14 protein-coding genes are annotated in these 23971 nt (G+C 61.8%); 7 read left to right on the top strand and 7 right to left on the bottom strand.

The genetic code is table 11. The features are described 5' to 3' along the window. The 7 genes from ACYVHT_RS08050 to ACYVHT_RS08020 all read left to right on the top strand — a co-directional run. Positions 1-456, top strand: a 456-nt coding sequence (locus ACYVHT_RS08050; protein ID WP_460549847.1) for a MaoC family dehydratase, incomplete at its 5' end; no start/stop codon positions are given. Positions 457-658: 202 nt separating this feature from the next. Continuing rightward, positions 659-1963 carry a sugar MFS transporter gene (gene fucP / locus ACYVHT_RS08045; protein WP_460549845.1) on the top strand — a complete coding sequence of 435 codons (1305 nt, stop codon included), beginning with the start codon at positions 659-661 and terminating at the stop codon, positions 1961-1963. 141 nt (positions 1964-2104) lie between these two features. Then, positions 2105-5539 carry a glycosyl hydrolase family 2 protein gene (locus ACYVHT_RS08040; protein WP_460549843.1) on the top strand — a complete coding sequence of 1145 codons (3435 nt, stop codon included), beginning with the start codon at positions 2105-2107 and terminating at the stop codon, positions 5537-5539. A gap of 150 nt (positions 5540-5689) precedes the next feature. Next, positions 5690-7723, top strand: a complete 2034-nt coding sequence (locus ACYVHT_RS08035) for a glycoside hydrolase family 127 protein (RefSeq protein WP_460549841.1) — start codon at positions 5690-5692, stop codon at positions 7721-7723. A gap of 189 nt (positions 7724-7912) precedes the next feature. Next, a complete protein-coding gene (locus ACYVHT_RS08030; protein ID WP_460549839.1) occupies positions 7913-9340 on the top strand; it encodes a sialate O-acetylesterase family protein in 1428 nt (475 codons plus the stop codon). Between the two features lie 116 nt (positions 9341-9456). After that, positions 9457-11817, top strand: a complete 2361-nt coding sequence (locus ACYVHT_RS08025; protein WP_460549836.1) for a DUF5703 domain-containing protein — start codon at positions 9457-9459, stop codon at positions 11815-11817. 110 nt (positions 11818-11927) lie between these two features. Next, on the top strand, positions 11928-12938 hold the full coding sequence (locus ACYVHT_RS08020; RefSeq protein ID WP_460549834.1) for a hypothetical protein: 1011 nt from the start codon (positions 11928-11930) through the stop codon (positions 12936-12938). A 15-nt stretch (positions 12939-12953) separates the two neighbouring features. Here ACYVHT_RS08020 and ACYVHT_RS08015 read toward each other — a convergent pair whose 3' ends face one another. From ACYVHT_RS08015 to ACYVHT_RS07985, 7 genes are all read right to left on the bottom strand, one after another. Beyond that, on the bottom strand, positions 12954-14543 hold the full coding sequence (locus ACYVHT_RS08015) for an SLC5/6 family protein (RefSeq protein WP_460549832.1): 1590 nt from the start codon (positions 14541-14543) through the stop codon (positions 12954-12956). A 180-nt stretch (positions 14544-14723) separates the two neighbouring features. Then, entirely contained in the window at positions 14724-15794 is a 1071-nt protein-coding gene (locus ACYVHT_RS08010) for a Gfo/Idh/MocA family protein (RefSeq protein ID WP_460549831.1), read from the bottom strand. Between the two features lie 188 nt (positions 15795-15982). Then, a complete protein-coding gene (locus tag ACYVHT_RS08005; RefSeq protein ID WP_460549874.1) occupies positions 15983-16651 on the bottom strand; it encodes an L-rhamnose mutarotase in 669 nt (222 codons plus the stop codon). Between the two features lie 149 nt (positions 16652-16800). After that, complete coding sequence (locus ACYVHT_RS08000; protein WP_460549829.1) at positions 16801-18939, bottom strand: alpha-L-rhamnosidase-related protein; 2139 nt, start codon at positions 18937-18939, stop codon at positions 16801-16803. A gap of 184 nt (positions 18940-19123) precedes the next feature. Then, on the bottom strand, positions 19124-20992 hold the full coding sequence (locus tag ACYVHT_RS07995) for a right-handed parallel beta-helix repeat-containing protein (protein WP_460549827.1): 1869 nt from the start codon (positions 20990-20992) through the stop codon (positions 19124-19126). Between the two features lie 147 nt (positions 20993-21139). Continuing rightward, a complete protein-coding gene (locus ACYVHT_RS07990) occupies positions 21140-22540 on the bottom strand; it encodes an alpha/beta hydrolase family protein (RefSeq protein WP_460549825.1) in 1401 nt (466 codons plus the stop codon). A gap of 193 nt (positions 22541-22733) precedes the next feature. Next, entirely contained in the window at positions 22734-23873 is a 1140-nt protein-coding gene (locus ACYVHT_RS07985; protein ID WP_460549823.1) for a sialidase family protein, read from the bottom strand. Positions 23874-23971 lie beyond the last annotated feature (98 nt).

Genomic DNA, 23971 nt, shown 5'->3' with positions numbered 1-23971 from the left:
AAGCTACTTCTTATGTACTTCAAATCCACCTTTTTCGAAGACTACACCCTCGGCGAAAAGCGCGTCACCCTCGGCCGCACCATCACCGAAACCGACTTTGTGGTGCACGCTGGGCACACGGGCGACTTCTTCCCCCACCACCTCGACGCGGATTGGTGCAAAACCCAGCCCTTCGGCCAGCGCATCGCGCACGGCACCATGATTTTCAGCATCGGCATCGGCCTCACCGCTTCCGAAATCAACCCCGAAGCCTTCTCCAAGGGCTACGACCGGCTGCGCTTCATCAAGCCCGTCTTCATCGGCAACACCATCCATTCCGAAGTCACGATTTCGGAGAAAGCCGGCCACAAAAACCCCGGCTACGGCACCGTAACGGAGCACGTGGAAGTATTCAACGAGCACGGCGAAGTGGTGCTGGCCTGCGACCACCTGCTGGTAGTGAAGCTGCGGGAGTGAGCGGACGCCGGAACCTCACCCCCGGCCCCTCTCCTTAGGGAGAGGGGAGCCTGACGAATCTGAACCACGCATAACCGGTGCCCCCTCTCCGCAGGAGAGGGGGTCAGGGGGTGAGGTTTCGTCAGGCGAAGCGGTAGAGATGCTTCGGCTGCGCTCAGCATGACGTTCTTATTCAGTTACAATCCTTTAAATATCCCACCCAATGGCCCTTGCCCCCAACCCCACCGCGCCCGCGCCCATTGCCGAAGGCAGCGGCGGCAGCCAGCGCTACCTGTTTCCGTTCATCCTGGTTACCTGCGTGTTCTTTCTGTGGGGCATGGCGCACAACCTGGATTCCATCCTGATTCCGCACCTCAAAAAGGCCTGCCAGCTCGATAACCGGCAGTCGACGCTGGTGGATACGGCCGTGTTTCTGGCGTACTTCCTGATGGCCATTCCGGCCGGGATGCTGCTCAAGCGGTTTGGGTATAAGAACAGCATCATCATTGGGTTGGTCACTTTTGCGGCGGGCGCGTTTCTGTTTGTGCCGGCCGCCGGGGCGCGGTCCTACGGGCTGTTTCTCACGGCCTTGTTCATCATCGGCTGTGGGCTGACGACGCTGGAAACGGCGGCCAACCCTTACGCCGCCGTGCTGGGGCCACCCGAGGGCGCCACGAGCCGGCTCAACCTGGCGGCTTCGTTCAATGGCCTGGCGGCGATGGTGGCGCCGGTGGTGGGCACCTGGTTTATTTTGTCGGGCAAGGAATACAGCCCCGCGCAGCTGGCGGCCATGTCGGAAGCCACGCGCGTGGCCTACCTCAACGGCGAGGCGGCGGCGGTGAAGCTGCCCTATATGGTGCTGGGCGGCGTGTTGCTGCTGGTGGCGGCGCTGTTTTACTTCGTGGCGCTGCCCGAAGTGCGCGCCGAGCAGGACGAGCCCAGCACGGGCGGCGGCTTCTTCTCGGTATTGCGGCACCGGCACCTGACCTGGGCCGTGATGGCCCAGTTTTTCTACGTGGGGGCGCAGGTATGCGTCACGAGCTTTTTCATTCGGGCGGCCAAGCAAGGCGGCGGCTTCGATGAGAAGACGGCCGGCTACTACCTGGGGCTGTACGGCTTGCTGTTCACGGTGGGGCGCTTCGTGGGCACGGCGCTGCTCAAGTACGTGCCTTCGCAGCGGCTGCTGAGCATTTACGCGGTTGCGGCCATCGCCTTGTGCGGCGTGGCCATGTTCGGCGACGGCGCATCGGTCATCTACGCGCTGGGGGGGCTGGGCTTCTTCATGTCGATTATGTTCCCCACGATTTTCGCGCTGGGCATCACTGGTCTGGGCGACGACACCAAGCCCGGCTCGTCGTGGCTGGTGATGTCGATTGTGGGCGGGGCCATCATGCCCTACCTCATGGGCACGGTCATCGACCTGCGCGGCGATGTCATTCAGGCCGGTTACGTGGTGCCGCTGGTATGCTTCGTGGTGGTGCTGGCCTTCGGGCTGTACGGGTACCGGGTGCGCGGGCGGCTGGTGTAGATACAGATTGCAAAACGTCATGCCGAGCGCAGCCGAGGCATCTCGCGTGCGGCGGTATCCAATGCCGTTGCAACGATGCGAGCGAGATGCCTCGACTGCGCTCAGCATGACGTTCTAAAAATTCACATTCAAAACCTGTCCATGAAAACCCGCTTGCTCCCTCAGTCGCTCCTGCTGCTTGCGCTGCCGCTTCTCGGCCTGCTGCCGGCCCCAGCGTGCGCCCAGCAAGCGGCCGATTTGGAGTCCGCCTTCAAGAACCCGCCCGAGGCGGCGCGGCCGTGGGTGTTCTGGTACTGGATGAACGGGGCCGTGACCCCGGAAGGCATCACCGCCGACTTGGCGGCCATGAAGGAAGCCGGCATCGGCGGGGCGTACCTGATGCCGATAAAGGACGTGGAGAACCCGCCGGCCATCTCGCCGCCGGCGCGGCAATTGTCGCCGCAGTGGTGGGCGATGGTGAAGCACGCCATGCAGGAAGCCGACCGGCTGGGGCTGAAGCTGGCCATGCACGTGAGCGACGGCTTCGCGCTGGCGGGCGGGCCGTGGATTACGCCCGAGCTGTCGATGCAGCACGTCGTATCGGCCCAAACGCTGGTGACGGGCGGCAAAAAGCTGAGTCTGACGCTGCCCCGGCCGCCGGCGGTGCAGGGCTACTACCGCGACATTGCCGTGTACGCCTACCCCACGCCCATCGGCAGCGGCGTTTCCACAGCTAGCAGCAAACCTCAGATAACCAGCAGCCTGACCGGCGAAAACCTCGACCTGCTAGCGACCCAGGGCAACCGAAAAGGCTTCAAAACCAGCGAGCCGGGCTGGATTCAATACGCGTTCGACCAGCCGTTTACCTGCCGCAGCCTCCGCATCCGCTCCAACGGCTATAACTACCAGGCCAACCGCCTGCTGGTATCCGTGAGCGACGACGGCCGCACCTTCCGGCCCCTCACGCGCCTGCAGCCGCCCCGCAGCGGCTGGCAGGACAGCAGCGCCGTGACCCACGCGCTGCCCGCCACCACGGCCCGGTTTTTCCGCTTCACCTACGACCCTGCCGGCTCGGAGCCGGGCGCGGAGGACTTGGATGCGGCCAAATGGAAGCAGAGCCTGAAAGTGTCGGAAATCCAGCTTTCCGGCGAGGCGCGCATTCACCAGTTCGAGGGCAAAAACGGCGACGTGTGGCGCGTGAGCGAGCGCACTACCACCACGCAACTACCCGACGCGCAATGCGTGCCGCTGGGCCGCGTCGTCAACCTCACCGACCAGCTCGACGGCACCGGCCGCCTGACCTGGACCGCGCCGCCCGGCCGCTGGACCATCCTGCGGATGGGCCACACCAGCACCGGCCAAATCAACACCACCGGCGGCGGCGGGCGCGGGCTGGAATGCGACAAGTTCAACCCCGAAGCCGTTGGCCTGCAATTCGATAAGTGGTTTGGCGAGGCCGTGCGGCAGGGCGGGCCGGAACTGGCGGCGCGGGTGCTCAAGGTGTTCCACGTCGATAGCTGGGAGTGCGGCTCGCAGAACTGGTCGGGGAATTTTGCTACTGAGTTTCGGGCACGGCGCGGCTACGATTTGCTGCCCTACCTGCCGGTGCTGGCGGGCGTGCCGCTGCAAAGCGCCGACGTATCAGAGCGCGTGTTATTCGATGTGCGCCAGACCATTGCGGAGCTGGTGAACGACAAATTCTACGTGACGCTGCGCGACCTGGCGCACGCCAAAGGCTGCACGTTTTCGGCCGAAGCCATTGCGCCCACCATGGTGAGCGACGGCCTGCTGCACTACCAAAACGCCGACGTGCCGATGGGTGAATTCTGGCTCCGCAGCCCCACCCACGACAAGCCCAACGACATGCTCGACGCCATTTCGGGCGCGCACATCTACGGCAAAAACATCGTGCAGGCCGAAGCCTTCACCGAGCTAAAACTGGCCTGGGACGAGCACCCCGGTATGCTCAAGGCCCTGCAGGACCGCAACTACGCGCTGGGCGTCAACCGCCTGGTATATCACGTATTCGTGCACAACCCCTGGCTCGACCGCCGGCCGGGCATGACGCTGAGCGGCATCGGCCTCTTCTTCCAGCGCGACCAAACCTGGTGGAAACCCGGCCGCGCCTGGGTCGATTACGCCCGCCGCTGCCAGGCGCTACTGCAGCTCGGCCGCCCCGTGGTAGATGTGGCGGTGTTCACCGGCGAGGAAACGCCGCGCCGCGCCATCCTGCCCAACCGGCTGGTGCACGACCTGCCCGGCATCGTCGGCCCGCAAGCCGTGGCCGCCGAGCAAAAACGCCTCGCCAACCTCGGCCTGCCCATGCGCGAGCAGCCGGAAAAGGTATCGGCCTCGGCCAACATGGAAACCGCCGATATGCTGGTAGACCCGCTGCACGGCTACCAGTACGACTCCTTCAACAAGGACGCGCTGCTGCGGCTGGCGAAGGTGGAAAACGGCCGCATCGTGCTGCCGGGCGGGGCCAGCTACGGCCTGCTAGTGGTGCCGGGGGCGCGCAAAATGAGCCCCGATAGCACCACGATGTCGCCCGAAGTAGCGCAGAAACTGCAAGAGTTGGCCGAAGATGGAGCCACCATAATTCTTGACCGTAAGCCAAACCGCTCGCCCTCTCTAAGTGGCTACCCAGCGGCAGATGAAGCGGCGCAGCACATGGTAAAATTGCTGTCTGATACAACGATTCTTCGAGAGCATGCGGTCCGACTTTTCTTTGGACCCTACCGCGCCACCACTTTCGCCCCCTTCGGCTTAGCACCGGATGTTTTAGCTAATAATCCCTCCAACGGCCAGCGCGCCAACGGCATTGCCTGGACGCACCGCGCTGATTCGCAGTTCGACATCTACTTCATTTCCAACCAGCTCGACAGCGCCCGCACCATCGACCTGAGCCTGCGCGTGGCCGGCCGCCAGCCGGAGCTGTGGGACGCCGTGACCGGCGAAACCCGCCCGGCCACCGATTGGAAAACCGAAAACGGCCGCACCATCTTGCCGCTTCACCTCGACCGCAACGGCTCCATTTTCGTGGTGTTTCGGCAGCCAACGGCGCAGCCCAGCGCCCACACTGGCCCGAACTGGCGGGAGGCAAAACCCGTGCAAACGCTTAGCGGCGCGTGGCAGGTGCGTTTTGATGAGAAAGCCGGTGGGCCGGCCCAGCCCGTCGATTTTCCGCAGCTGACCGATTGGAGCAAAAACGCTGACGCGGCCATCCGCCACTACTCCGGCACGGCCGAGTACAGCCAAACGTTCAACTGGAAGCCGACGAAGGGTAAGCCGCACCGCATCTACCTCGACCTCGGCCAAATCGCCAACCTGGCCGAAGTACAGCTCAACGGCCAGCCCGTCGGCATTGCCTGGACGGCCCCCTACCGCCTCGACGTCACCGATGCCCTGAAAAAAGGGGACAACCAGCTCCGCATCCGCGTTACCAACACCTGGGCCAACCGCCTCATCGGCGACCAGGCCCTGCCCGCCGACCAGCGCCGGACGTGGACCACCGCGCCGTCGCCTGCCGCTGGCAAGCCGTTGTTGCCGGCCGGCCTGTTGGGGCCGGTGGTTCTTTCTGTTTTATCTGAAAAGTAATTGATTATGAAAAACTTGTTTAGTTACCTGGCATTGGTCACCTCACCCCCCGGCCCCCTCTCCCGCGGAGAGGGGGAGCCTAACGTAAGGGGACGCAACCCGTCGTCTGGCTCCCCCCTCTCCGCGGGAGAGGGGGGCCGGGGGGGTGAGGTGACCCGCCTGGCCCGCGTCCTCACCGCCCTGGCCCTCACCATTGCCGCCCCCGCCTTCGCCCAGCAACGTGCCCTCGTCAACACCACCGCCAGCACCCACGCCAAGCTCAGCAGCGTGGACATGGGCAGCGTGCAATGGACCACCGGCTTCTGGGCCGAGCGGTTCGACGTGTGCCAGAAGTCGATGATTCCGACCATGTGGACGCTCTATCACTCTGACCGGAACCACGCGTACAAGAACTTCGAAATTGCGGCTGGGTTGGAAAAAGGCGAGCACAAGGGCCCGCCGTTTCACGATGGCGACTTTTTTAAGCTGCTGGAAGCGCTGTCAGCATCCTACGCCGTGACGCACGACCCCAAGCTGGATAAGCAGCTGGACGAGGCCATTGCGTTGATTGTAAAGGTGCAGCGACCCGATGGCTACCTCAGCACCCAGAGCACCATCGCGGAGCTGAATAACCCCGGCCAGAAGGCGGCTTTCAAGAATCGGCTGAATTTCGAGACGTATAATCTGGGGCATCTGATGACCGCCGGCTGCGTGCACTACCGCGCCACCGGCAAAACCACGCTGCTCAACGCGGCCAAAAAGGCCACCGATTACCTGTATAATTTCTACAAAACGGCCTCGCCCGAACTGGCGCGCAACGCCATTTGCCCCGCGCACTACATGGGCGTGGTGGAAATGTACCGCACCACCCGCGACCCGCGCTACCTGGAGCTGGCCGAAAGCCTCATCAACATCCGCGGGTTGGCCGCCGACATTGGCACCGACGACAACCAGGACCGGGTGCCGTTCCGCCAGATGCAGAAGGCCGGCGGCCACGCCGTGCGCGCCAACTACCTCTTCGCCGGCGCGGCCGACGTGTACGCCGAAACCGGCGATAAGACCCTGCTAACCACCTTGGACAAGATGTGGGACGACGTGACGCAGCACAAAATGTACGTGACCGGGGCCTGCGGAGCGCTGTACGATGGCGTGTCGCCCGACGGCACGGCCTACAAGCCCGACACGGTGCAGAAAATCCACCAGGCCTACGGCCGCGACTACCAGCTGCCCAACCTCACGGCCCACGGCGAAACCTGCGCCAACATCGGCAACGTGCTCTGGAACTGGCGCATGCTGCAAATAACGGGCGACGCCAAGTACGCCGACGTGATGGAAACCGCCCTCTACAACAGCGTATTATCCGGCATCAGCCTCGATGGGCAGCGCTTTCTGTACACCAATCCGCTGGCGTATTCCACGGCTTTGCCGTTCGCGCAGCGCTGGTCGAAGGAGCGGGTCGACTACATCAGCCTCTCCAACTGCTGCCCGCCCAATATGGTCCGCACCATTTCGGAGGTCAATAATTACTTGTATAATATTTCGGACAAAGGCCTGTGGCTGAACCTCTACGGCGGCAACAACCTCAATACGAAACTCAAAGACGGCTCGCCTCTCAAGCTCACCCAGGAAACCAACTATCCCTGGGATGGCAGCGTGAAAGTGACCCTGCAAACCGCCCCGAAAAAGCCCTTTTCGATGTTTTTCCGGGTGCCCGGCTGGAGCGCAGGCGCGACGCTGCTGGTGAACGGCCAGCCCGTGGCCGTCCCCCTCACGCCCGGCCAGTACGCCGAAATCAACCGCCGCTGGAAAGCCGGCGACAGAGTAGAGCTGCAGCTCCCGATGCCCGCGCAGCTCCTGGAAGCCAACGCCTTGGTGGAAGAAACCCGCAACCAGGTAGCCGTGCGGCGCGGCCCGGTGGTCTACTGCCTAGAAGCCAGCGACCTGCCTGCCGGCAAGCCCCTCACCGGCCTGATTCTGGATGCCAAAACCGTCCTCACGCCCCGCCACACCACCATCGCCGGCTCCGACGTGGTGTGGCTGGAAGGCCAGACCACCTTCGCCGACAATGCGGCCTACGCGGGCCAGCTCTACCACCCACTTTCCAAAGACCAGCCCGCCACCGTGCCCTTCAAGCTGGTGCCGTATTACGCCTGGGGCAACCGCGGCCTGCACGACATGGAAGTGTGGCTACCGGTAAAGAGGTAGGACCTCACCCCCGGCCCCTCTCCTCGGGGAGAGGGGAGCCTGACGAATTGTAGCGCGGACTTTTAGTCCGCGAGTAGTTATTTTTTGACCCATGCGCGGACTAAAAGTCCGCGCTACGCTCGCGCCACCGTAGCTCCCCTCTCCCCAAGGAGAGGGGCGGGGGGTGAGGTAAACCCGCCAGAACGACCAATGAATACGAAAGCCTTTCTTCTCTTCCTCCTCCTCCCCTTCCTCAGCCGCGCCCAGCTGCGCCTGGCCTCGCTGTTCACCGACAACCTGGTGCTGCAACAGCAGGCCGACTGCCCAGTGTGGGGCTGGGCCAAGGCGGGCAGCACCATCAGCGTCAGCCCGAGTTGGGGCAAGCAGAAATACACCGCCCAGGCCGACGCGGCCGGCAAGTGGAAGGTGAAGGTGAAGACGCCCGTCGCCAGCTACACGCCTTACACGCTGAGCATTAGCGGCGACGGCCCGGCCGTGCAGCTCAAAAATGTGCTGGTGGGCGAGGTCTGGCTCTGCGGCGGGCAGTCGAATATGGAGATGCCGATGAAGGGCTTCAAAGGCCAGCCGGTGCTGGGCTCGAACGAGGCTGTTCTGCACTCGAAAAACGACCAGCTGCGGCTCTATACCGTGCCCCGCTCGTCGGTTACGGAGGTGCAGGAGAACAGCAAGCCCTCGCCCTGGCGCGTGGCCGAGCCCGAGGCGGTGAGCAATTTCAGCGCCACGGCCTACTACTTCGGGCGGCTGTTGCAGGAGCAGCTGCAGGTGCCGGTGGGGCTGCTGCATTGCAGCTACAGCGGCTCGTTCATTGAGGCGTGGATGGATGCGGAAACGCTCCGGCAGTTTGCGGGCGTGAAGATTCCGGCCAAGGGCGACACCATCAAGCTGCAGAGCCGCACGGCTACTACGCTGTACAATGGCATGCTACATCCCATTGAGGGCTACGGCATTAAGGGAGCCATCTGGTACCAGGGCGAATCGAACTACGACCGGCCCGACGAGTACGAAAAGCTGTTTGCGGCCATGGTGAAGCAGTGGCGCATGCAGTGGGGCGAGGGCGACTTCCCGTTCTACTACGCCCAGATTGCGCCGTTCGACTACACCCGCACCTCCAAAAACAAGGGCGGCAAATACAATTCGGCCTTCATCCGTGACACCCAGCGCAAGCTGCAGGACCAAGTGCCCAACACCGCCATGGCCGTGCTGCTCGACGTGGGCGAGGAAACCAGCATCCACCCCATGCGCAAGGAGCCGGGCGGCCAGCGCCTGGCCCTGCTGGCCCTGGCCCAGACCTACGGCCGCAAAGGCTTCGGCGCGCTGAGCCCGACCTACGAGTCGTTGACGGTGAAGGACAACACGGCCACCGTGCGCTTCAAGAACAGCCCGATGGGCATGACCAGCTTCGGCCAGGAGCTGACCGGCTTCGAAATCGCTGGAGCCGACCAGAAGTGGTACCCGGCCAAAGCCACCATCGCGGGCAGCGTCATCAACGTCTCGGCCGAGGTGGTGAAGGTGCCGTTGGCGGTGCGCTACGCGTTTCAGGACTTCACGCGAGCCACGCTGTTCAGCAACGAAGGGCTGCCGGTATCGTCGTTCCGCACGGACGATTGGGCGCAATGAGCAGCCGTGGACCTCACGAGACCCCTCCGGGGCCGGCCCCCTCTCCCGCGGAGAGGGGGTGCGTTCAACGATTCCTGCGTCAGGCTCCCCCTCTCCGCGGGAGAGGGGGCCGGGGGGTGAGGTTAATCGTCTGGGCCGCCGCGTTTCTTCTGCCACTAACCAGCAAAGCCCAAACCGAACTCGCCACCAACAACATCACCTGGACCAGTCCCAGCCGCAACGCCGGCGAATCCATGCCCTGCGGCGGCGGCGACATCGGCCTGAACGTGTGGAGTGAAGGTGGCGACATCCTATTTTACATAGCCCGCAGCGGCACCTTTGATGAGAATAACTCCCTGCTAAAGCTGGGCCGCGTGCGCCTGCATCTCACGCCCAACCCGTTCGAGCACGGCACGTTCCAGCAGGAATTGACGCTACAAACCGGCGACGTGACGCTGACCGGCACCGTGGGCAAATCCACGGCCCAGGTGCACATCTGGGTCGAGGTGTTCAAGCCCAATATTCACGTGGAAATCTCAGGCAGCGAGAAGCTGAGCGCCGAGGCCACCTACGAAACCTGGCGCTTCGCCGACCACGCCACCAAGGGCAAGGAAAACAACCAGAACTCCTACAAATGGGCCCCGCAGGGCGACGTGGTTACCCGGCGCGACAGCATGGCTTTTCGTCAGGCTCCCCTCTCCGCGGGAGAGAGGCCGCCCCAAAGGAGTCCCGTGAGGTTTACGAGCGTGGAGTTTTACCACCAAAACCGGCCGCAAACCGTGTTCGACGTGGCGGTGCGGCAGCAGGGTTTGGAAGCGGTGAAAGCGCAGTTGTACAACCCGCTCAAGCAGCTGATTTTCGGCGGCGCGATGCAGGGCCGCAACATGCAGCCGGCCGGCACCACCACCGGCCGGTACCTCAACACGCCCTACCACGGCTGGAAGCTGAAAAGCCGCGCCCCGGCCCGCACGCACGCCCTCACCATAGCGCTGCACACGGCCACCACGCCCGTAGCGAGCCAGTGGCAGCAGCAGTTGCACCAGACGCTGGCCGCCGCGCAGCAAAGCCCCAAGGCTACCCGCCAGCGCACCCTGGCCTGGTGGCGCGACTACTGGCAGCGCAGCTTCATCCACATCCAGCCCGGCCAGGCAGCGGCTAATGCCCCGGAGTGGCAGGCGGGCCGCAACTACCAGATGATGCGCTACATGCTGGGCTGCAACGCTTTCGGCCAGTGGCCCACCAAGTTCAACGGCGGCCTCTTCACCTACGACCCGGTGCTGACGGACTCTACGCTCAAGTTCACGCCCGATTTCCGCAACTGGGGCGGCGGCACCCACACCGCCCAAAACCAGCGCCTCGTGTACTGGCCCATGCTGAAAAACGGCGACTTCGACCTGCTGAAACCGCAATTCGACTTCTACCTACGCCTGCTCAAAAACGCCGAGCTGCGCAGCCAGACCTACTGGCGGCACCCCGGCGCGAGCTTCACCGAGCAGCTCGAAAACTTCGGCCTGCCTAACCCCGCCGAGTATAACTGGAAGCGCCCCGCCGACTTCGACAAAGGCATGGAATACAATGCCTGGCTGGAATACGAGTGGGACACCGTGCTGGAATTCTGCCTGATGATGCTCGAAACTGAGCGCTACGCCGGCCACGACGTGGCCGCCTACCTGCCCTTCGTGGAAAGCTGCGTCGCCTTCTTCGACGAGCATTACCAGTACCTGGCCCGCCAGCGCGGCGCCAAAGCCCTCGACGGCGCCGGCCACCTCGTGCTCTACCCCGGCTCGGGGGCCGAGACGTACAAGATGGCCTACAATTCCACCGCCACCATCACCGGCCTGCGTACCGTGCTCACGCGCCTGCTGGCCCTGCCGCCGCCTTACGGTACCGCCGACCAGCGCCAGCACTGGGCCGCCCAGCTGGGCCGCCTGCCCGCCATCAGCTTCCACCAAAGCCAGGGCCGCCCCACCATCGCGCCCGCCCAAAGCTGGGAGCGCATCAACAACACCGAAAGCCCGCAGCTCTACCCGGTGTTCCCCTGGGGCCGCTACGGCGTGGGCAAACCCGGCCTCGACACCGCCCGCAACACGTATCGGTATGATGCTGACGTGCAGCGCTTCCGCAGCCACGTGGGCTGGAAGCAGCACAACATCTTCGCCGCCCGCCTCGGCCTCACCGACGAAGCCGCCGAGCTGACGGTGAAGAAACTCCAGGACTCCGGCCGCCGCTTCCCCGCCTTCTGGGGGCCGGGCTACGACTGGGCCCCCGACCACAACTGGGGCGGCTCCGGCATGCTGGGCCTCCAGGAAATGCTGCTGCAAACCGACGGCCACAAAATCATCCTACTCCCCGCCTGGCCGAAGCAGTGGGACGTACATTTCAAGCTTCACGCCCCCTACCAAACCACCGTGGAAGGCGTGGTAAAAAACGGAAAACTGGAGCTGCTAAAGGTGCTACCCGAGTCGCGCCGGGCCGATGTGGTAGTCAGCACGAATTAGATTTACTAGCACGCAACATCGGCAGTACGTCATTTCCCATCAATAAATACTGCTTGCGATTCACACATCAAGAGCCATATTTATCAGTCGATTTTATTTCAATTCGCAAAATGTCATCACGCTGCGAAGCTTGTCGAATCAAGCCAGTTGCTTTAGTGGAGCGGCTCAACGAATCGGTTATTCCCTACCGACTTTGCCACGCATGTTATCATCGTCTGCTTCACTATTCTTTACGGCCGTTGGAGTATTTCAATTTGGTGGCGCTACATGGCCATGAATACGAATTGCATGATGACTTTTATGACGACTGCGGAAAAGCCTATGCAGCACAAGAGCCTGTTGAAGAGGATGCAAAACTTGTTTTCCCAGCGCTTTCAACGCTCAGCAACAACGTTAATCGATTAGTTGATTATGCTTTGGTTAAATGGTGGTATCCTCCCTCGGTTACTCCTTACCTTCAATCATTTGAGCCTCTGACCGTACTTCAACAGCTTGATGCCAAAATTGCGCTTAATCCTTTTTTATTGCCGAAGTGCTTGGAAATAGCTGCACATTCCCTGGGACCTCATGCCTATGCCTGGGTTAAATTTCAATTGAATAATTATGAAGGTTTCAACGAGTTGCTTTTTGCCGAGGCGGTAGCTGCTTGCTTTCCTAATCAGGAAGCAGAAAGCTTTGTATTGGGTGCGCTCAATAAGCTTGATGAAAAAGCACTGGCTCAACAGATTACCTGCCTGTGCTATTTTAATGGCAATGGTCCATTGGATTGGATGGAAACCCATTGCCGTAACATCACGGTTGTTTCTTCAAACTACGGTTTTGCAAGCGCTGCCTTGGGCATTACGTGGGACCGTGCAAAACGCTGGCTAATGGCTAGGCGGCCGCTCAGCCTGATTGCGCTTGATGCGCTAGTGAACTGTGGCGCAACCGCCGAAACGGCAAATGCTCCGCTTTGGCTGCGGGAACACCCACCACACTTACACATGCCAGATACCATCGCGGCGATGGATGATATGTTAACTCAGTACCTCGCGCTTGACAGTGTACCACGGACTAAAAATGCGGTTCGTTTCATCAAGGAACATTGGCCCCAAATTCTAAAGCAACAGCAACCGAATTAGTATCAGTACGGCCTGCTAATGTCCATTGAACACCACGTACAGCCCCACCATTACCACGGCCAGCGTGGCCCACAGCAGCCGCACGCGCCGCGTGGGCCGGGCCAGCACGCCGTAATCCACGGCCTGCCGCCGCGCCTGGCCGGCCGGGTCGGTCAGTGAAATCAAAATGGCGGCTAGGAACAGCACTGCGAAAATGCAGAACGACAGCACAAGGTAGTGCGGCCAGAAGCTGTATTTCGCTGACGGCAGCACCCACAGATACACCACACCCACGCCCAAGCTGAAGGCCGAGCCCACAGACAAAATCGCATTGACGGCGCGCTGCGTGGTGCGCCGCCAGAACACCGAGAGCAGGAACACCACGGCCAGCGGCGGCGCGATGAACCCCAGCACCGCCTGGAAAATATCGAACAGATTCAGGCCCTTCACGCTGTCGATGGCCAGCGCCACCACGATGGCGAACCCGCAACCGACCAGGATGGACAGCCGCCCCACGGCCTTGATTTGCTGGTTGCTGGCGTTGGGGTTGATGTTGCGGGCGTACACGTCCATCGTGAACACGGTGCTCAGCGAGTTGAGCGAGGAGCTGATGGTGCCCACCAGCACCGCAATGAGCACCACGATAACCAGGCCCTTCATGCCTGCCGGAAACAGGCTGGTGACCATCGTCATGTAGGCCTCGCTGGGGTCTTTAAGGTGCGGAAACAGCTCGTAGCACAGGATGCCGGTGCCGATGAACAGCGGCAGCGACAGGATTTTGAGCCAGCCGATGAAATTGACGCCCAGCTGGCCCTGCTCCAGGTTGCGGGCCCCGAGCACGGACTGCACCATGGCCTGGTCGGTGCAGAAAAACGCCACCGCCGACACCGGGTAGCCCAGCAGAATGGCGTACCACGGGTACTTCGGGTCGGAGGCCGGGTGCAGCAGGTTCCAGTAGTGGCCGGGCACGCCGTGGTACACCGCGCTTAGCCCACCCACTTTCAGCACCCCAATCACGGTGAGCGTGAGCGACACGGCAATGAGCAGAATCATCTGGAAAACGTTGACCTTGGCAATGGCCTTGAGCCCGCCCGCGAAGGCGAAAAACCCCGCAAACAGCACCAACACAATCACCGACTGCCACATCGGAATCCCCAGAATCTGGCGCACCAGAAAGCCGCCCGCAAACAGGCCCAGCGACAGCCACGAAATCAGGATTTTAATCAGCGCATACCAGGCCAGAATATTCTGCGTCGAGTCGCCGTACTGCCGCCCCATGAAGCCCGGCATGGTGCTCACGTTGGCCGCCAAATAGCGCGGCGCAAACACCACCGCCAGCAAAAACAAAAACACGAAGGCATACCACTCAAAATTCACCGCCACAATGCCCGTGCTGTACCCGATGCTCGCAAACGCCAGCAGCATCGACGGCCCCACGTTGGTGCCCCACATGTTGAACCCGATGCTGGCCCAGCCCAACGACTTGTTGGCCAGAAAGATAGATTCTTCGGGCCGCTGCCGCTGCGAGGCGCTGGCCCGGTAGCCAATAACCACCAGAATAACGACGTAGGCCGCGACAATGGCGTAGTCGAGCGTGGTAAGGTGACCGAGTAGGTTGTTGCCCATGCGAGCGAAGGGTTTTGGGGGTGGGATTTTGATTTAAAAGGGCCGTCATGCTGAGCGGAGCGCAGCGCAGTCGAAGCATCTCGCGTGCAGCAGTAATCAATGCCGTTGCAACGAAGCGGTAGAGTTGCTTCGACTACGCTGCGCTCCGCTCAGCATGACGGCCTTTTTGCTGTTCGTTCTTCAATCAAGCGAAAGCCCGTGCTCGGCCAGAATATCCCGCACTTTCACCGGCTGGCCGGTGCTCAGCGAGCGGTCCATGGCCTGCAGCAGCGCCACCGTGCCGATGCCCTCGCGGATATCCGGATACGCCGCAAAATCCTGCTCGATGGAATCGGCGAAATACTCCAGGTAATTCTGGTATTCGCCGGCGTGGTGGCTCTTGCCCTCGAAGCGGAAATAGTGCTTCAGCTTGTGCTCCCAGGTGATGATGCGCTCCTCGCCAGTGCGGTCGGTGATGGCGTAGCGCAGGTCCATGTAGTCGCCCTGGCTGGCACCCTCGGTGCCGCGCAGGATGCAGCTCATCTCCGAGTCGCGCGTCACGGGCTGCACGGGGCCGGTGTAGCAGCCGCTCACGCGGGCTACGCGGCCATCGGTGCTTTTGAAGATGAAGTGCATGGTATCCTGGTGCTTGAGGCCGCCCTTGGCGCCGTTGCTGCTCAGCATGCCGTAGCCCATCACCTCCTCAATATTAGGCAGATACCAGCGGATAAAATCCACCGGGTGGCTTAGGCCGCCGTAGAGCCATTTGAAGGCATTTTCCAGCGACCAGCCTTTTTCCAGAAACCAGCGGTGGTCGGCGTGGTAGTAGGCTTCGATGGTAATCAGCTCGCCAATAAGGCCGGCCTCGTAATCAGCGCGCTGGCGCTTCATGGGCTCGAAGAACCGCGAGCTTTGACCCACGAACAGCTTTTTACCCGATTCCTCACTCAGCTGAATCAACTCCTGCGCCTTCGCCAAATCGTCAATAAACGGCTTGGTGCAGACCACGTGCTTGCCGGCCCGCAGCGCCTGCGCCACGTGTTCGGCGTGCAGGTGGTCGGGCGTGTAGATGGCCACGGCGTCGATTTCGGGGTCGTCGAGTAGGTCCTGGTACTGCGTGGTGTAGTGGTGGAAGTTGAATTCCTCGGCGCGGTGGCGGCACAGGTCTTCGTTGCGGTCGCAGATGGTTTTAAGCGTCCATTTCGGGCTGTTCAGGGCGGCCGACATGGTGCTGCGGCCTTCGCCGAGGCCGAGGATTCCGAGAGTGAGCATTTTTTGAGTTGTGAATTTTGAGTTTTGAGTTATGAATTGCTAGCAGCAACCGGCTAGCGGCCACTTAAACAAGGCCGTCATGCTGAGCGCAGCGGAGCGGAGTCGAAGCATCTCTACCGCTTCGTTGCAACGGCGTTGATTGCTGCTGCACGCGAGATGCTTCGGCTGCGCTCAGCATGACGTTCTTTCTATTTTTTCACCGGCACTTTCGGCCGTGCTCCAACCGGCTGTAAAAACACCCAAACCTCGCCCGCCTTGGTGCCGGGCAAGCCTTCCTGGTACTGCTTCATCAGCGCATTCCAGTCGTCCACGCGCGGGTTGTTCAGCGAGGTTTTGGGGTTCAATTCATCCAGACTCGCGCCGTGCGGAATGCTGATAACCAGCATCAGCTGCCGTCCCTGCCGAAACACCAGCAGCTGCTGAAAGCTGGCATTACAGAACCCCTGTGCCACTTCCGGCCACTTTTGAAACTGCGTGGCGTGGTGGCTCAGGTATTCCTGCTGCTTTTTCGGGTCGTTGACCAGATTGGCGGTCAGGATGATGTTATTCCACTGCTGGGCCGTGGTTTTATCGGCGCAATAATGCCGGTCAAATTTATAGAATGGCGCATCGTAAAATTTCACTTTCGCGCCGGGATAAATAGCCGCCAGATTCGTTTTTACGGCGCGGATATTCTTCGTTTTTCCGTAGGCAATGAGGTGGTTTTGCCAGCAATAGATTCCGGAATTCGGCACGCCGTACTTTCGACACAACGCGGTTAGATTTTCCGCTGAAACCGCCGCTTTTCCGGGGCCGGTAATTTCGACTACGGACATCTTTTCGCCGGCTTGCGCGCAGGCGGAAATTACCGGCCACACCAGCAGCAAAAGCGCCGCTAAGCAACTGATTGACACGCGGTGTAGAGACGCATACTTGCGTCTCGTCGTTGAACAAAACCGTTTCGACGGCGCGGGCGATGAGACGCAAGTATGCGTCTCTACATCGTGCTCAACTTCTGCGAAATTCCTCATTTGCCGACGGCCTGATAACTCATCATGTACTCGCGCCCCTTCTCCAGCGTCAGCTCATATTGGCCGCTGCCTTTGGCCACAATTTTGCCGCCTTTGCAGCTGGGTTTCGACTTGCTTTGGAAGCGCAGCGTGCCGGTGCCCACGGCTCCTTTCACTTTGATTTCCTTGGCAGTAGCGCGCAACGTGATGTCGCCCTGCGGCGTGGGCACGGTGCCTTCCATCCAGGCCAGGCCACCGAGGTTGGGCACGATTTCGTAGGTGGCGTAGCCGGGCGTGAGGGGCTTCACACCGAGGTAGTACTTGCCGAGTAGGTAAATCGGACTGGCGCCCCAGGCGTGGCAGAGGCTCTTGCCGAAGGGTCGGCCGTACATGGCCAGGTGCTCGGCGCCCTTTTTGGTGGGGTCGTATTCTTCCCAGAAGGAAGTCGCGCCTTCATTCAGCATGCCGCCCCAGTAGGCCTTCATTTCCTTGAGCACGTAGGGCTGCTCGCCCAGCGCGCACAGGGCTTCCAGCTCGTAGAAACGCATGTAGGGCGTCGTGATTTTGGGCACCTGCGGGTTCAGCAGCACCGATTTTTTCACCTGTTGCTCCTGCTCGGGGCTGAAGTAGTCGAAGAAGATGGCGAACATGTTGGCGTAGCGCGTCACGTTGTCGGTGGGCTGGCCGGCTACGCGGCTGTGCACCAGTGCGCCTTTGCCGGCATTCCAGTAGGTGGCGAAAATTTTGGCTTTGAGGTCAGTAGCGAGCTGCTGGTATTTGTGCGCGCCGGCCTGGTCATCGACCAGCTTGGCGCACAACGCCATGCTTTCGAGGCTGCGGCAGAGCAGCAGCTGCTCGAAGCTCACTTCGCCCTTTTTGCTCAGCCCGTCGGCCCAGTCAATGAAAATCCAGTCGCCGGCCAGGCCTTCCATCAGGCCATCCTTATTGCGGCGGCCGAGGCAATAGTCCATCAGGCTCTGCATGCGGGGGTAGAGCTGCTGCACCTGGGCCTTATCGCCGGTGTACTGGTAGGCATCGTACACGCTGATGAACCAGTAGAAGCTGTAGTCCATGATGGTGTTGATGTGGCTGGTCACAGGGTCTTTGCCGCGCAGGGCAAACTGCGTGCGGTTCACGGTCGGCGTGTCGAAATACAGGTAGTAGTTCATCAAATAGCTCTGGTAGGCGTCGCCCGACCACACCCACCGGTCGCGCTTGATGCCGTCGATGAAAAACTCCCGCGTATTGAGGTGCATGGTGTAAGCCGCCACGTCCCAGATTTTATTCAGCTGGTCGTCGGAACAGCGGAACTTGCCCCGCTCCGTCACCGGCGCAAACTCGTAGAGCATCGACACCGAATCGAGGCTCACGCCCGCCTCCGGCCGGATGTTCACGTAGCGAAACGCCTTCGACAGGGTGGTAGTCTGGTCGCCCTTCTGCGGCTGGTTTACGGCCAGGTATTCCAGCGTTTCGCAGGTTTCGGGCGACTGTGCCTCCTCTTTCGATTCGCCGAAATACACCGCCACCTGCCCCTTGCCTTTCACCCCATGCAGCTTAATGTAGCCAAACGTTTCGCGCCCAAAATCGACCAGCATCCCTTGCGGCGTACGCTCCACGCGGGCCGCTCGGCGCACCTGCGTCGGCAGCCGGAAAGCCGAGGGCAACGCCTCGGGCGAGTCAAAATTCCAGGCGCCCGCCTGCAGCCAGGTGGTGCCCGACTGGTCGGAGGTTTTGCCCGAGGCGTCAATCCATTCCTTGTCCTCGTAGGTCACCAGCCACGACGCATCCGAAGCAATGGTTTTGCCGCGCACGAACACAGTGGGCGGCGTGGCCTGGTTGTAGACTTTGATGTTTAGCCGATGCCGGCCGGCCGGCACCGTCAGGCGCGTGGGCGCGCCGGTCAACGGCTTACCGTCGAGCTTCACGTTGTACTGGCCCTCGGCGCGCAGTTCCACTTCTTCGGGCTGCGCGAGGTCGAAGTCCTTATGGAAATCAATGAGGACGTAGTGACTGTCCATCCGCCAGAACACCGGGAAGAACGTACCGCGCTCGGTGCGGCGGTTCTGCATCTGGTTGCCCAGCCAGATTTCGTAGTCGCCGGGATACCAAATCCAGGTGGCTTTCTGGGCGGCGGCGGGGAAAGCGAGGAGAAGCAACAGCAGCGCGGCGGCAACCTGACGGGTCACCTCACCCCCGGCCCCTCTCCCGCGGAGAGGGGAGCCATTCGGCAGCAAGCGCAGAAGTTCGTCAGGCTCCCTCCTCTCCGCAGGAGAGGGGGGCCGGGGGGGTGAGGTTGACGCGAGGGATGCTTCAAGCAAGTAGTTCATTTCCATATATTTTCTATTTTTTCAAATCCTGATACCCCGCTTCCAGCCCCGCCGCCTGCTTTATCGCCTCGCTCACCATTGGCCCGTTGTTTTTCCAGAAGTTGCCCGGCCCGTTGGCATTAGCCAGAAATTTCTCGGCCGGGCACCAGTTGTCCTGCACCGTGATGTTGGACGAGCCCTCGTCGAGGTATAGATAGAACCAGTGGTCAGGGTCGTGCACGTAGGGCGCGCGGCCGATTTCATCGACGCGGTTTTCGCTAATGACCGTGCCCGGCTGGGCCGAGAGCGTGTACACGCCGGCCACGTCGTAGGTGTGCTGGGCGTAGTGGTGGATATAGTTGGCCAGCACCTTATTACCGCGCATGCAGTTGGCCGTTTTGGTCCAGCCCCAGCCCAGGCTGATGCCGGTGTAGGGCACCTGCGCCACTTCGTTGTGCCGGATGGTGGAGCCCCGCACGAAGCCCGCCGCGATGCCCACCGCGCCCCAGTCCTCATTCCCGCAGTCGGTGACGAAGTTGTTTTCCAGCAATTCATTGGTGCAGATTTCCCGCTCGTCTTTCGGGTTGTAGGGCAGGTGCGTTTCCACGCCTTCGTCGGAAAACTTGCCCAGCTGAATGCCATTCACGGCCACGTCGCGGAAGATGCAGCCGGTGATTACATCATCGTGAGTGCCGTTTTGGAAATCGAGCGCCGTGGCGCCCATGTGCAGAAACCGGCAGCGCTCGAAGCGCGTGTGATGTGCCCCCTGCACCTCCACCCCCGCCGGTGGCCGGCCAATCCAGGCCTGGTTTTCGAGGCCGGCCTTGTCGGGTGTGCCGGGCTTGGCCAGCGAGTAGCCATCCAGCAGATACATGCCCGCTTGCAGGGGCACGTGGCCTTTTTCCGAGGGTCGCAGCCACGTGGTGTAGGCAAACGTCAGGCCTTTAAACTGCACGTAGCTCACTGGCTGGTCGAGGGTGCCGGCTACCCGCACCACCGTTTCCAGCGCGGGCGCTACTGCCTGGGCGGTGGCCAGGTTTTCGCCAGGGCGGGGCCAGTAGTACACTTGCCCGCGCGGCGCGTCGTAGAACCACTCGCCGGGCTGGTCGAGCAGCTCCATGGCGTTGGTCAGGTAGAATGCCGAGCTGCCGTTTTTGCCGTTGATGATGGGGCGCGGCCAGGGGTGCTCAAACTGCACTTGGCTTTCGGGCTCCTGAAAGGTTACGCGGGCTTTGTCGCCCTGCACAGTCAGGGTTTTCACGCGCAGCACGTTCACAGCCCACATCTGGTGCAGCACCATTTCCAGCTGGCCGGGCTGCTTGACGCCGCTCAGCGCGGCGGCCGGGATGGTGGTTTCGCGCTTCTCAGTGTCCCAGGTCAGCAGGCGGGGCAGGTTGTCGTTGTTGGGCGTGCGGGCGCGGGTGGCCTTGCGGCCATTCACCCATAGCTGGCGAAAATCCAGCCGCCGGCCGCCAAACAACGGCGCATCGGCTACCCATAACTGGCCTTGCGCGGCCTTGGGCAAGCCAATCGGGGCGGCCGTCAGCTTGCGCCACCCGCGCACCGATACGCCCCCGCTCAGCACCGGCTGCTCGCCCGGCGCGGCTTCAATCAGCGTGGGGCTGGTGGCGGTGCCTGCATCTTCGGGCCGCAGGAAAACAGGCTCGTACAGTTGATATTCTCCCCCACGCACCCAGATGTGCGCGCCGGTTTCCACGCTGGGGTCATGCAGGCGGCGCAAGTCGCGCACCTGGCGCAGGGCAGCGGCAACGGTGGCCAGCGGTTGCGCCTGGGTGCCGGGGTTGCGGTCGGAGCCGGTGGGCGCCACCCAGATGTCGGCGGCGCGGGCGGGCACGGCGGCGAGTAAGTTGAGGGCGAGAAGTGTTAAAAGGCGATAAGCCATGCGGGCGAGAAGTAGCGTGGACTTTGTAGTCCGCGCACGAGCGCAGCGCGTATCGTCAGCTGCACATGAGGGATTTGTTTGGAATTCAACCGGCGCAGGCGTCGATACTCGCTGCGCTCGTGCGCGGACTACAAAGTCCACGCTACATCAGGGCGTCACCGATTTGGCGAAAACCGCTTGCAAGGCGTCGAAGCTATGCAGCGCATTGGCCGGCAGGCCCTCCCCTTTAGGCCCGAAAACCCGTTGCGCCTCTTCCTTCTCCACCGTCACGTGCGACTCGTCCAGCTTGCCGGATTTGTCCTCGGCGGCGGCCAGGTTCAGGCCCAGGTTTTTAGCCAGAAACTCATACATCGCCTGCCGCTTCGAAGGGCCGTAATCGTGCTTTTCCTGGGGCAGGTGCACGTTTTGCACGAGGTCGGGCTTGCCGTAGTAGTCGTAGATTTTCTGCAAATAGGGATAGGCAACTTCGGGCGTCTGGGCGGTCCAGTCGCCGCCGTCGGTGATGGCGAGTTGAGGGCGCGGGGCGGCCATGGCGGCAATTTCGGCGTTGTTGGTGCCGTTGCCGCAGAGGTGCACGGGCTGGCCGCTTTCGCAGGGACAGCCACCGCTATGGTAGGTCGAGAGCATTACTACCGGCACACTCACTTTGATGCGGTCGTCGAGGGCCGTGAGCAGCATCGTCTGGCTGCCGCCGCCCGAGCCCCCGGTGATGGCCACGCGGGTTTTGTCGGCCTCTTTCAGCGACAGCAGGTAGTCCAGCGCCCGCTCGCCGTTGAGGGCCTGCACCGTCATGGCGAGGCTGCGGCGGTGGTCCTCGCCCTTGAATTGGAGCAGCGACTCGCCCCAGGCGAAGAGGTCGTAGCTGTACACCATCGCGCCCATGCGGGCCAGCGTGGCGCAGCGCAATTGGGCGTCGGCCCGGTATCGGCCGTCGCCAAAGTGCCCGTCGGGACTGATGATGACGGGGACTTTGCCCTTGGCTTTGAGCGGTTTGTAAATCGAGCCGGTCATGTAGTAGCCCGGCAGCGTTTCGATGGCCACGTTTTCCACGGTATAACCATCGAATTGCCGCTTGTTGGTAATAATGGGCTTGCTGGTCGGCTTGGCCGGCATGGGTGACAGCCGTAGCGCCGACCACATGCAACTGCGCAGTTCGGCTTTGCGCTTTTCCCAGCTAGCCACGTCGTGGTACTGGCTGGCTAGCTGCGCTAGCTGGGCCGCACCTTCCTCGGGTGTTTTGAGGTGGTATTGGAAGGTCTTGAGCTTGTAGGTTTTATCGCCGGTTTTCGACGCCTGGTAATCGAAGGGGGCCAACACGCTACGCAGCGTTTCGTCCACATCGGGGCGGAAGCGCCACTCGGCGTAGGTCACGTACTTATCCTTCACCATCGCGGCGTCGGGCCTGATTTTCACGCCGTAGCGCTGCTGAATCTCATCGAGCACCGTTTGCAGCGGCAGGCGGTACTGGTCGTCGGAATTTGGTGTTTGAGCCTGCGCGGCGTTAGTTAGCAATAGGGAACCTAGGAGCAGGCGTAAGATTCTAGACATGGGTGGGAATGCTGTTGGTGTTTTGGGTGCAGGGCTAACGGGGGCGCCTCACCCCCTAGCCCCCTCTCCGAAAAGGAGAGGGGGAACTAGCTCTAGTTTTTAGTCTTAGCCTTAGTCCAGCAGTCGTTAGGCACCCCCTCTCCTTTTCGGAGAGGGGGCCGGGGGGTGAGGCGCCCCGTTGAACGAGCCAAGCTCAATCCTTCGTAATCTCCGCCGTGCCTTCCGGCGCTTTGTAGCCTTTCATGGCTGGCCAGATGCCGTTTTCAATCTTCACCAGCTGCATCTTTTTCGGGTCGAGCACGGCGTGCTTGATGCGCTGGCGGCGCCAGGTGTACACGAAATGCACCAGCCCGTCCTTGGTCTGAATCACTGACGGGTACGAGTACTGGCTGATGGGCGAGTCTTCCAGAATGGCCACCGCGTACCACTCTTTGCCATCCTTCGAGACGGCCACATTGAGCGGGGTGCGGGGGCCTTTGGCGAGGGTACCGGGCGGTAGGACGTGGTTGTAGACCAGCAGCTGGCGGCCGTCTTTTAGCGTCACAGCATCAGTGCCGGAGTTGTTGTTGGGCAGGGTGGTTTTGGCCAGCGGCGACCAGGTTTTGCCCTGGTCCGTCGACCATGTTTCCAGAATGGCGCGGTCGCGGCTGCGGCAGAGGGCTTGCAGGCGGCCATCCTTGTGGAATAAAATGCTGGGCTGAATCGCGCCCTGGGTCGCGCCGTTGGGCACGGGCTCGGTCTTGGTCCAGGTCTTGCCAAAATCGGGCGAGGCCTCGAAATGCACCAGCCAGCCGCCGCTGCCCTCGGTGCTGGTGGGCGACAGCAGCGTGCCGTTTTTCAGCAGCACCGGCTTGTTTTTCACCGGCCCGATAAAGCCCTCCGGCAGCGCCCGCGCCGCCGACCACGTCAGGCCATTGTCCGGGGAGGTCCGCATCCAACCCGTCCATTCCGAAGGTTTCGGGCCGATTTTATAATACAGCTGCAACTCGCCGCCCGGCACCTGGTACAGCACCGGGTTCCAGGTGGGGTAGCGTAGGGTTTCGCTCTGCACGCCGTTAGCTACTTCCACGGGGGCGGTCCACTTGCCGTTTTCCTGCCGGCTCACCCAGATGCCCACGTCGGGGTTGCGCTCCTTGGTGCCGCCAAACCACGAAGCCACGAGGCCCTTCGGCGTTTCCACGATGGTGGCGGCGTGGCTCTCGGGGAAGGGCGCTTTTTCGAAGATAAATTCGTCGGTGATGATGCCTTGCTTCCAGGGCGCGGCGGCTTTTTGCGCTACGGCGCAGCTGGTGCTGAGGGCGGTTAAAACGAATGCTATTAGGGTGTTTTTCATACGATTGCAGCTTGCCCGACCGGGTCACCTCACCCCCGGCCCCTCTCCCGCGGAGAGGGGAGCCACGGCGGCGCGGAAGTCACTCAGTTAGTTAAAGA

The organism is Hymenobacter daeguensis (genome assembly GCF_054780555.1).
This window is presented reverse-complemented; position numbering and strand designations above follow the sequence as displayed.

Coding starts and splice junctions, on each gene's coding strand:
- ACYVHT_RS07990 (WP_460549825.1), bottom strand. CDS start 22,540: ATGTCTAGAATCTTACGCCTGCTCCTAGGTTCCCTATTGCTAACTAAC.
- ACYVHT_RS08020 (WP_460549834.1), top strand. CDS start 11,928: ATGTCATCACGCTGCGAAGCTTGTCGAATCAAGCCAGTTGCTTTAGTG.
- ACYVHT_RS07985 (WP_460549823.1), bottom strand. CDS start 23,873: ATGAAAAACACCCTAATAGCATTCGTTTTAACCGCCCTCAGCACCAGC.
- ACYVHT_RS08040 (WP_460549843.1), top strand. CDS start 2,105: ATGAAAACCCGCTTGCTCCCTCAGTCGCTCCTGCTGCTTGCGCTGCCG.
- fucP (WP_460549845.1), top strand. CDS start 659: ATGGCCCTTGCCCCCAACCCCACCGCGCCCGCGCCCATTGCCGAAGGC.
- ACYVHT_RS08015 (WP_460549832.1), bottom strand. CDS start 14,543: ATGGGCAACAACCTACTCGGTCACCTTACCACGCTCGACTACGCCATT.
- ACYVHT_RS08030 (WP_460549839.1), top strand. CDS start 7,913: ATGAATACGAAAGCCTTTCTTCTCTTCCTCCTCCTCCCCTTCCTCAGC.
- ACYVHT_RS07995 (WP_460549827.1), bottom strand. CDS start 20,992: ATGGCTTATCGCCTTTTAACACTTCTCGCCCTCAACTTACTCGCCGCC.
- ACYVHT_RS08010 (WP_460549831.1), bottom strand. CDS start 15,794: ATGCTCACTCTCGGAATCCTCGGCCTCGGCGAAGGCCGCAGCACCATG.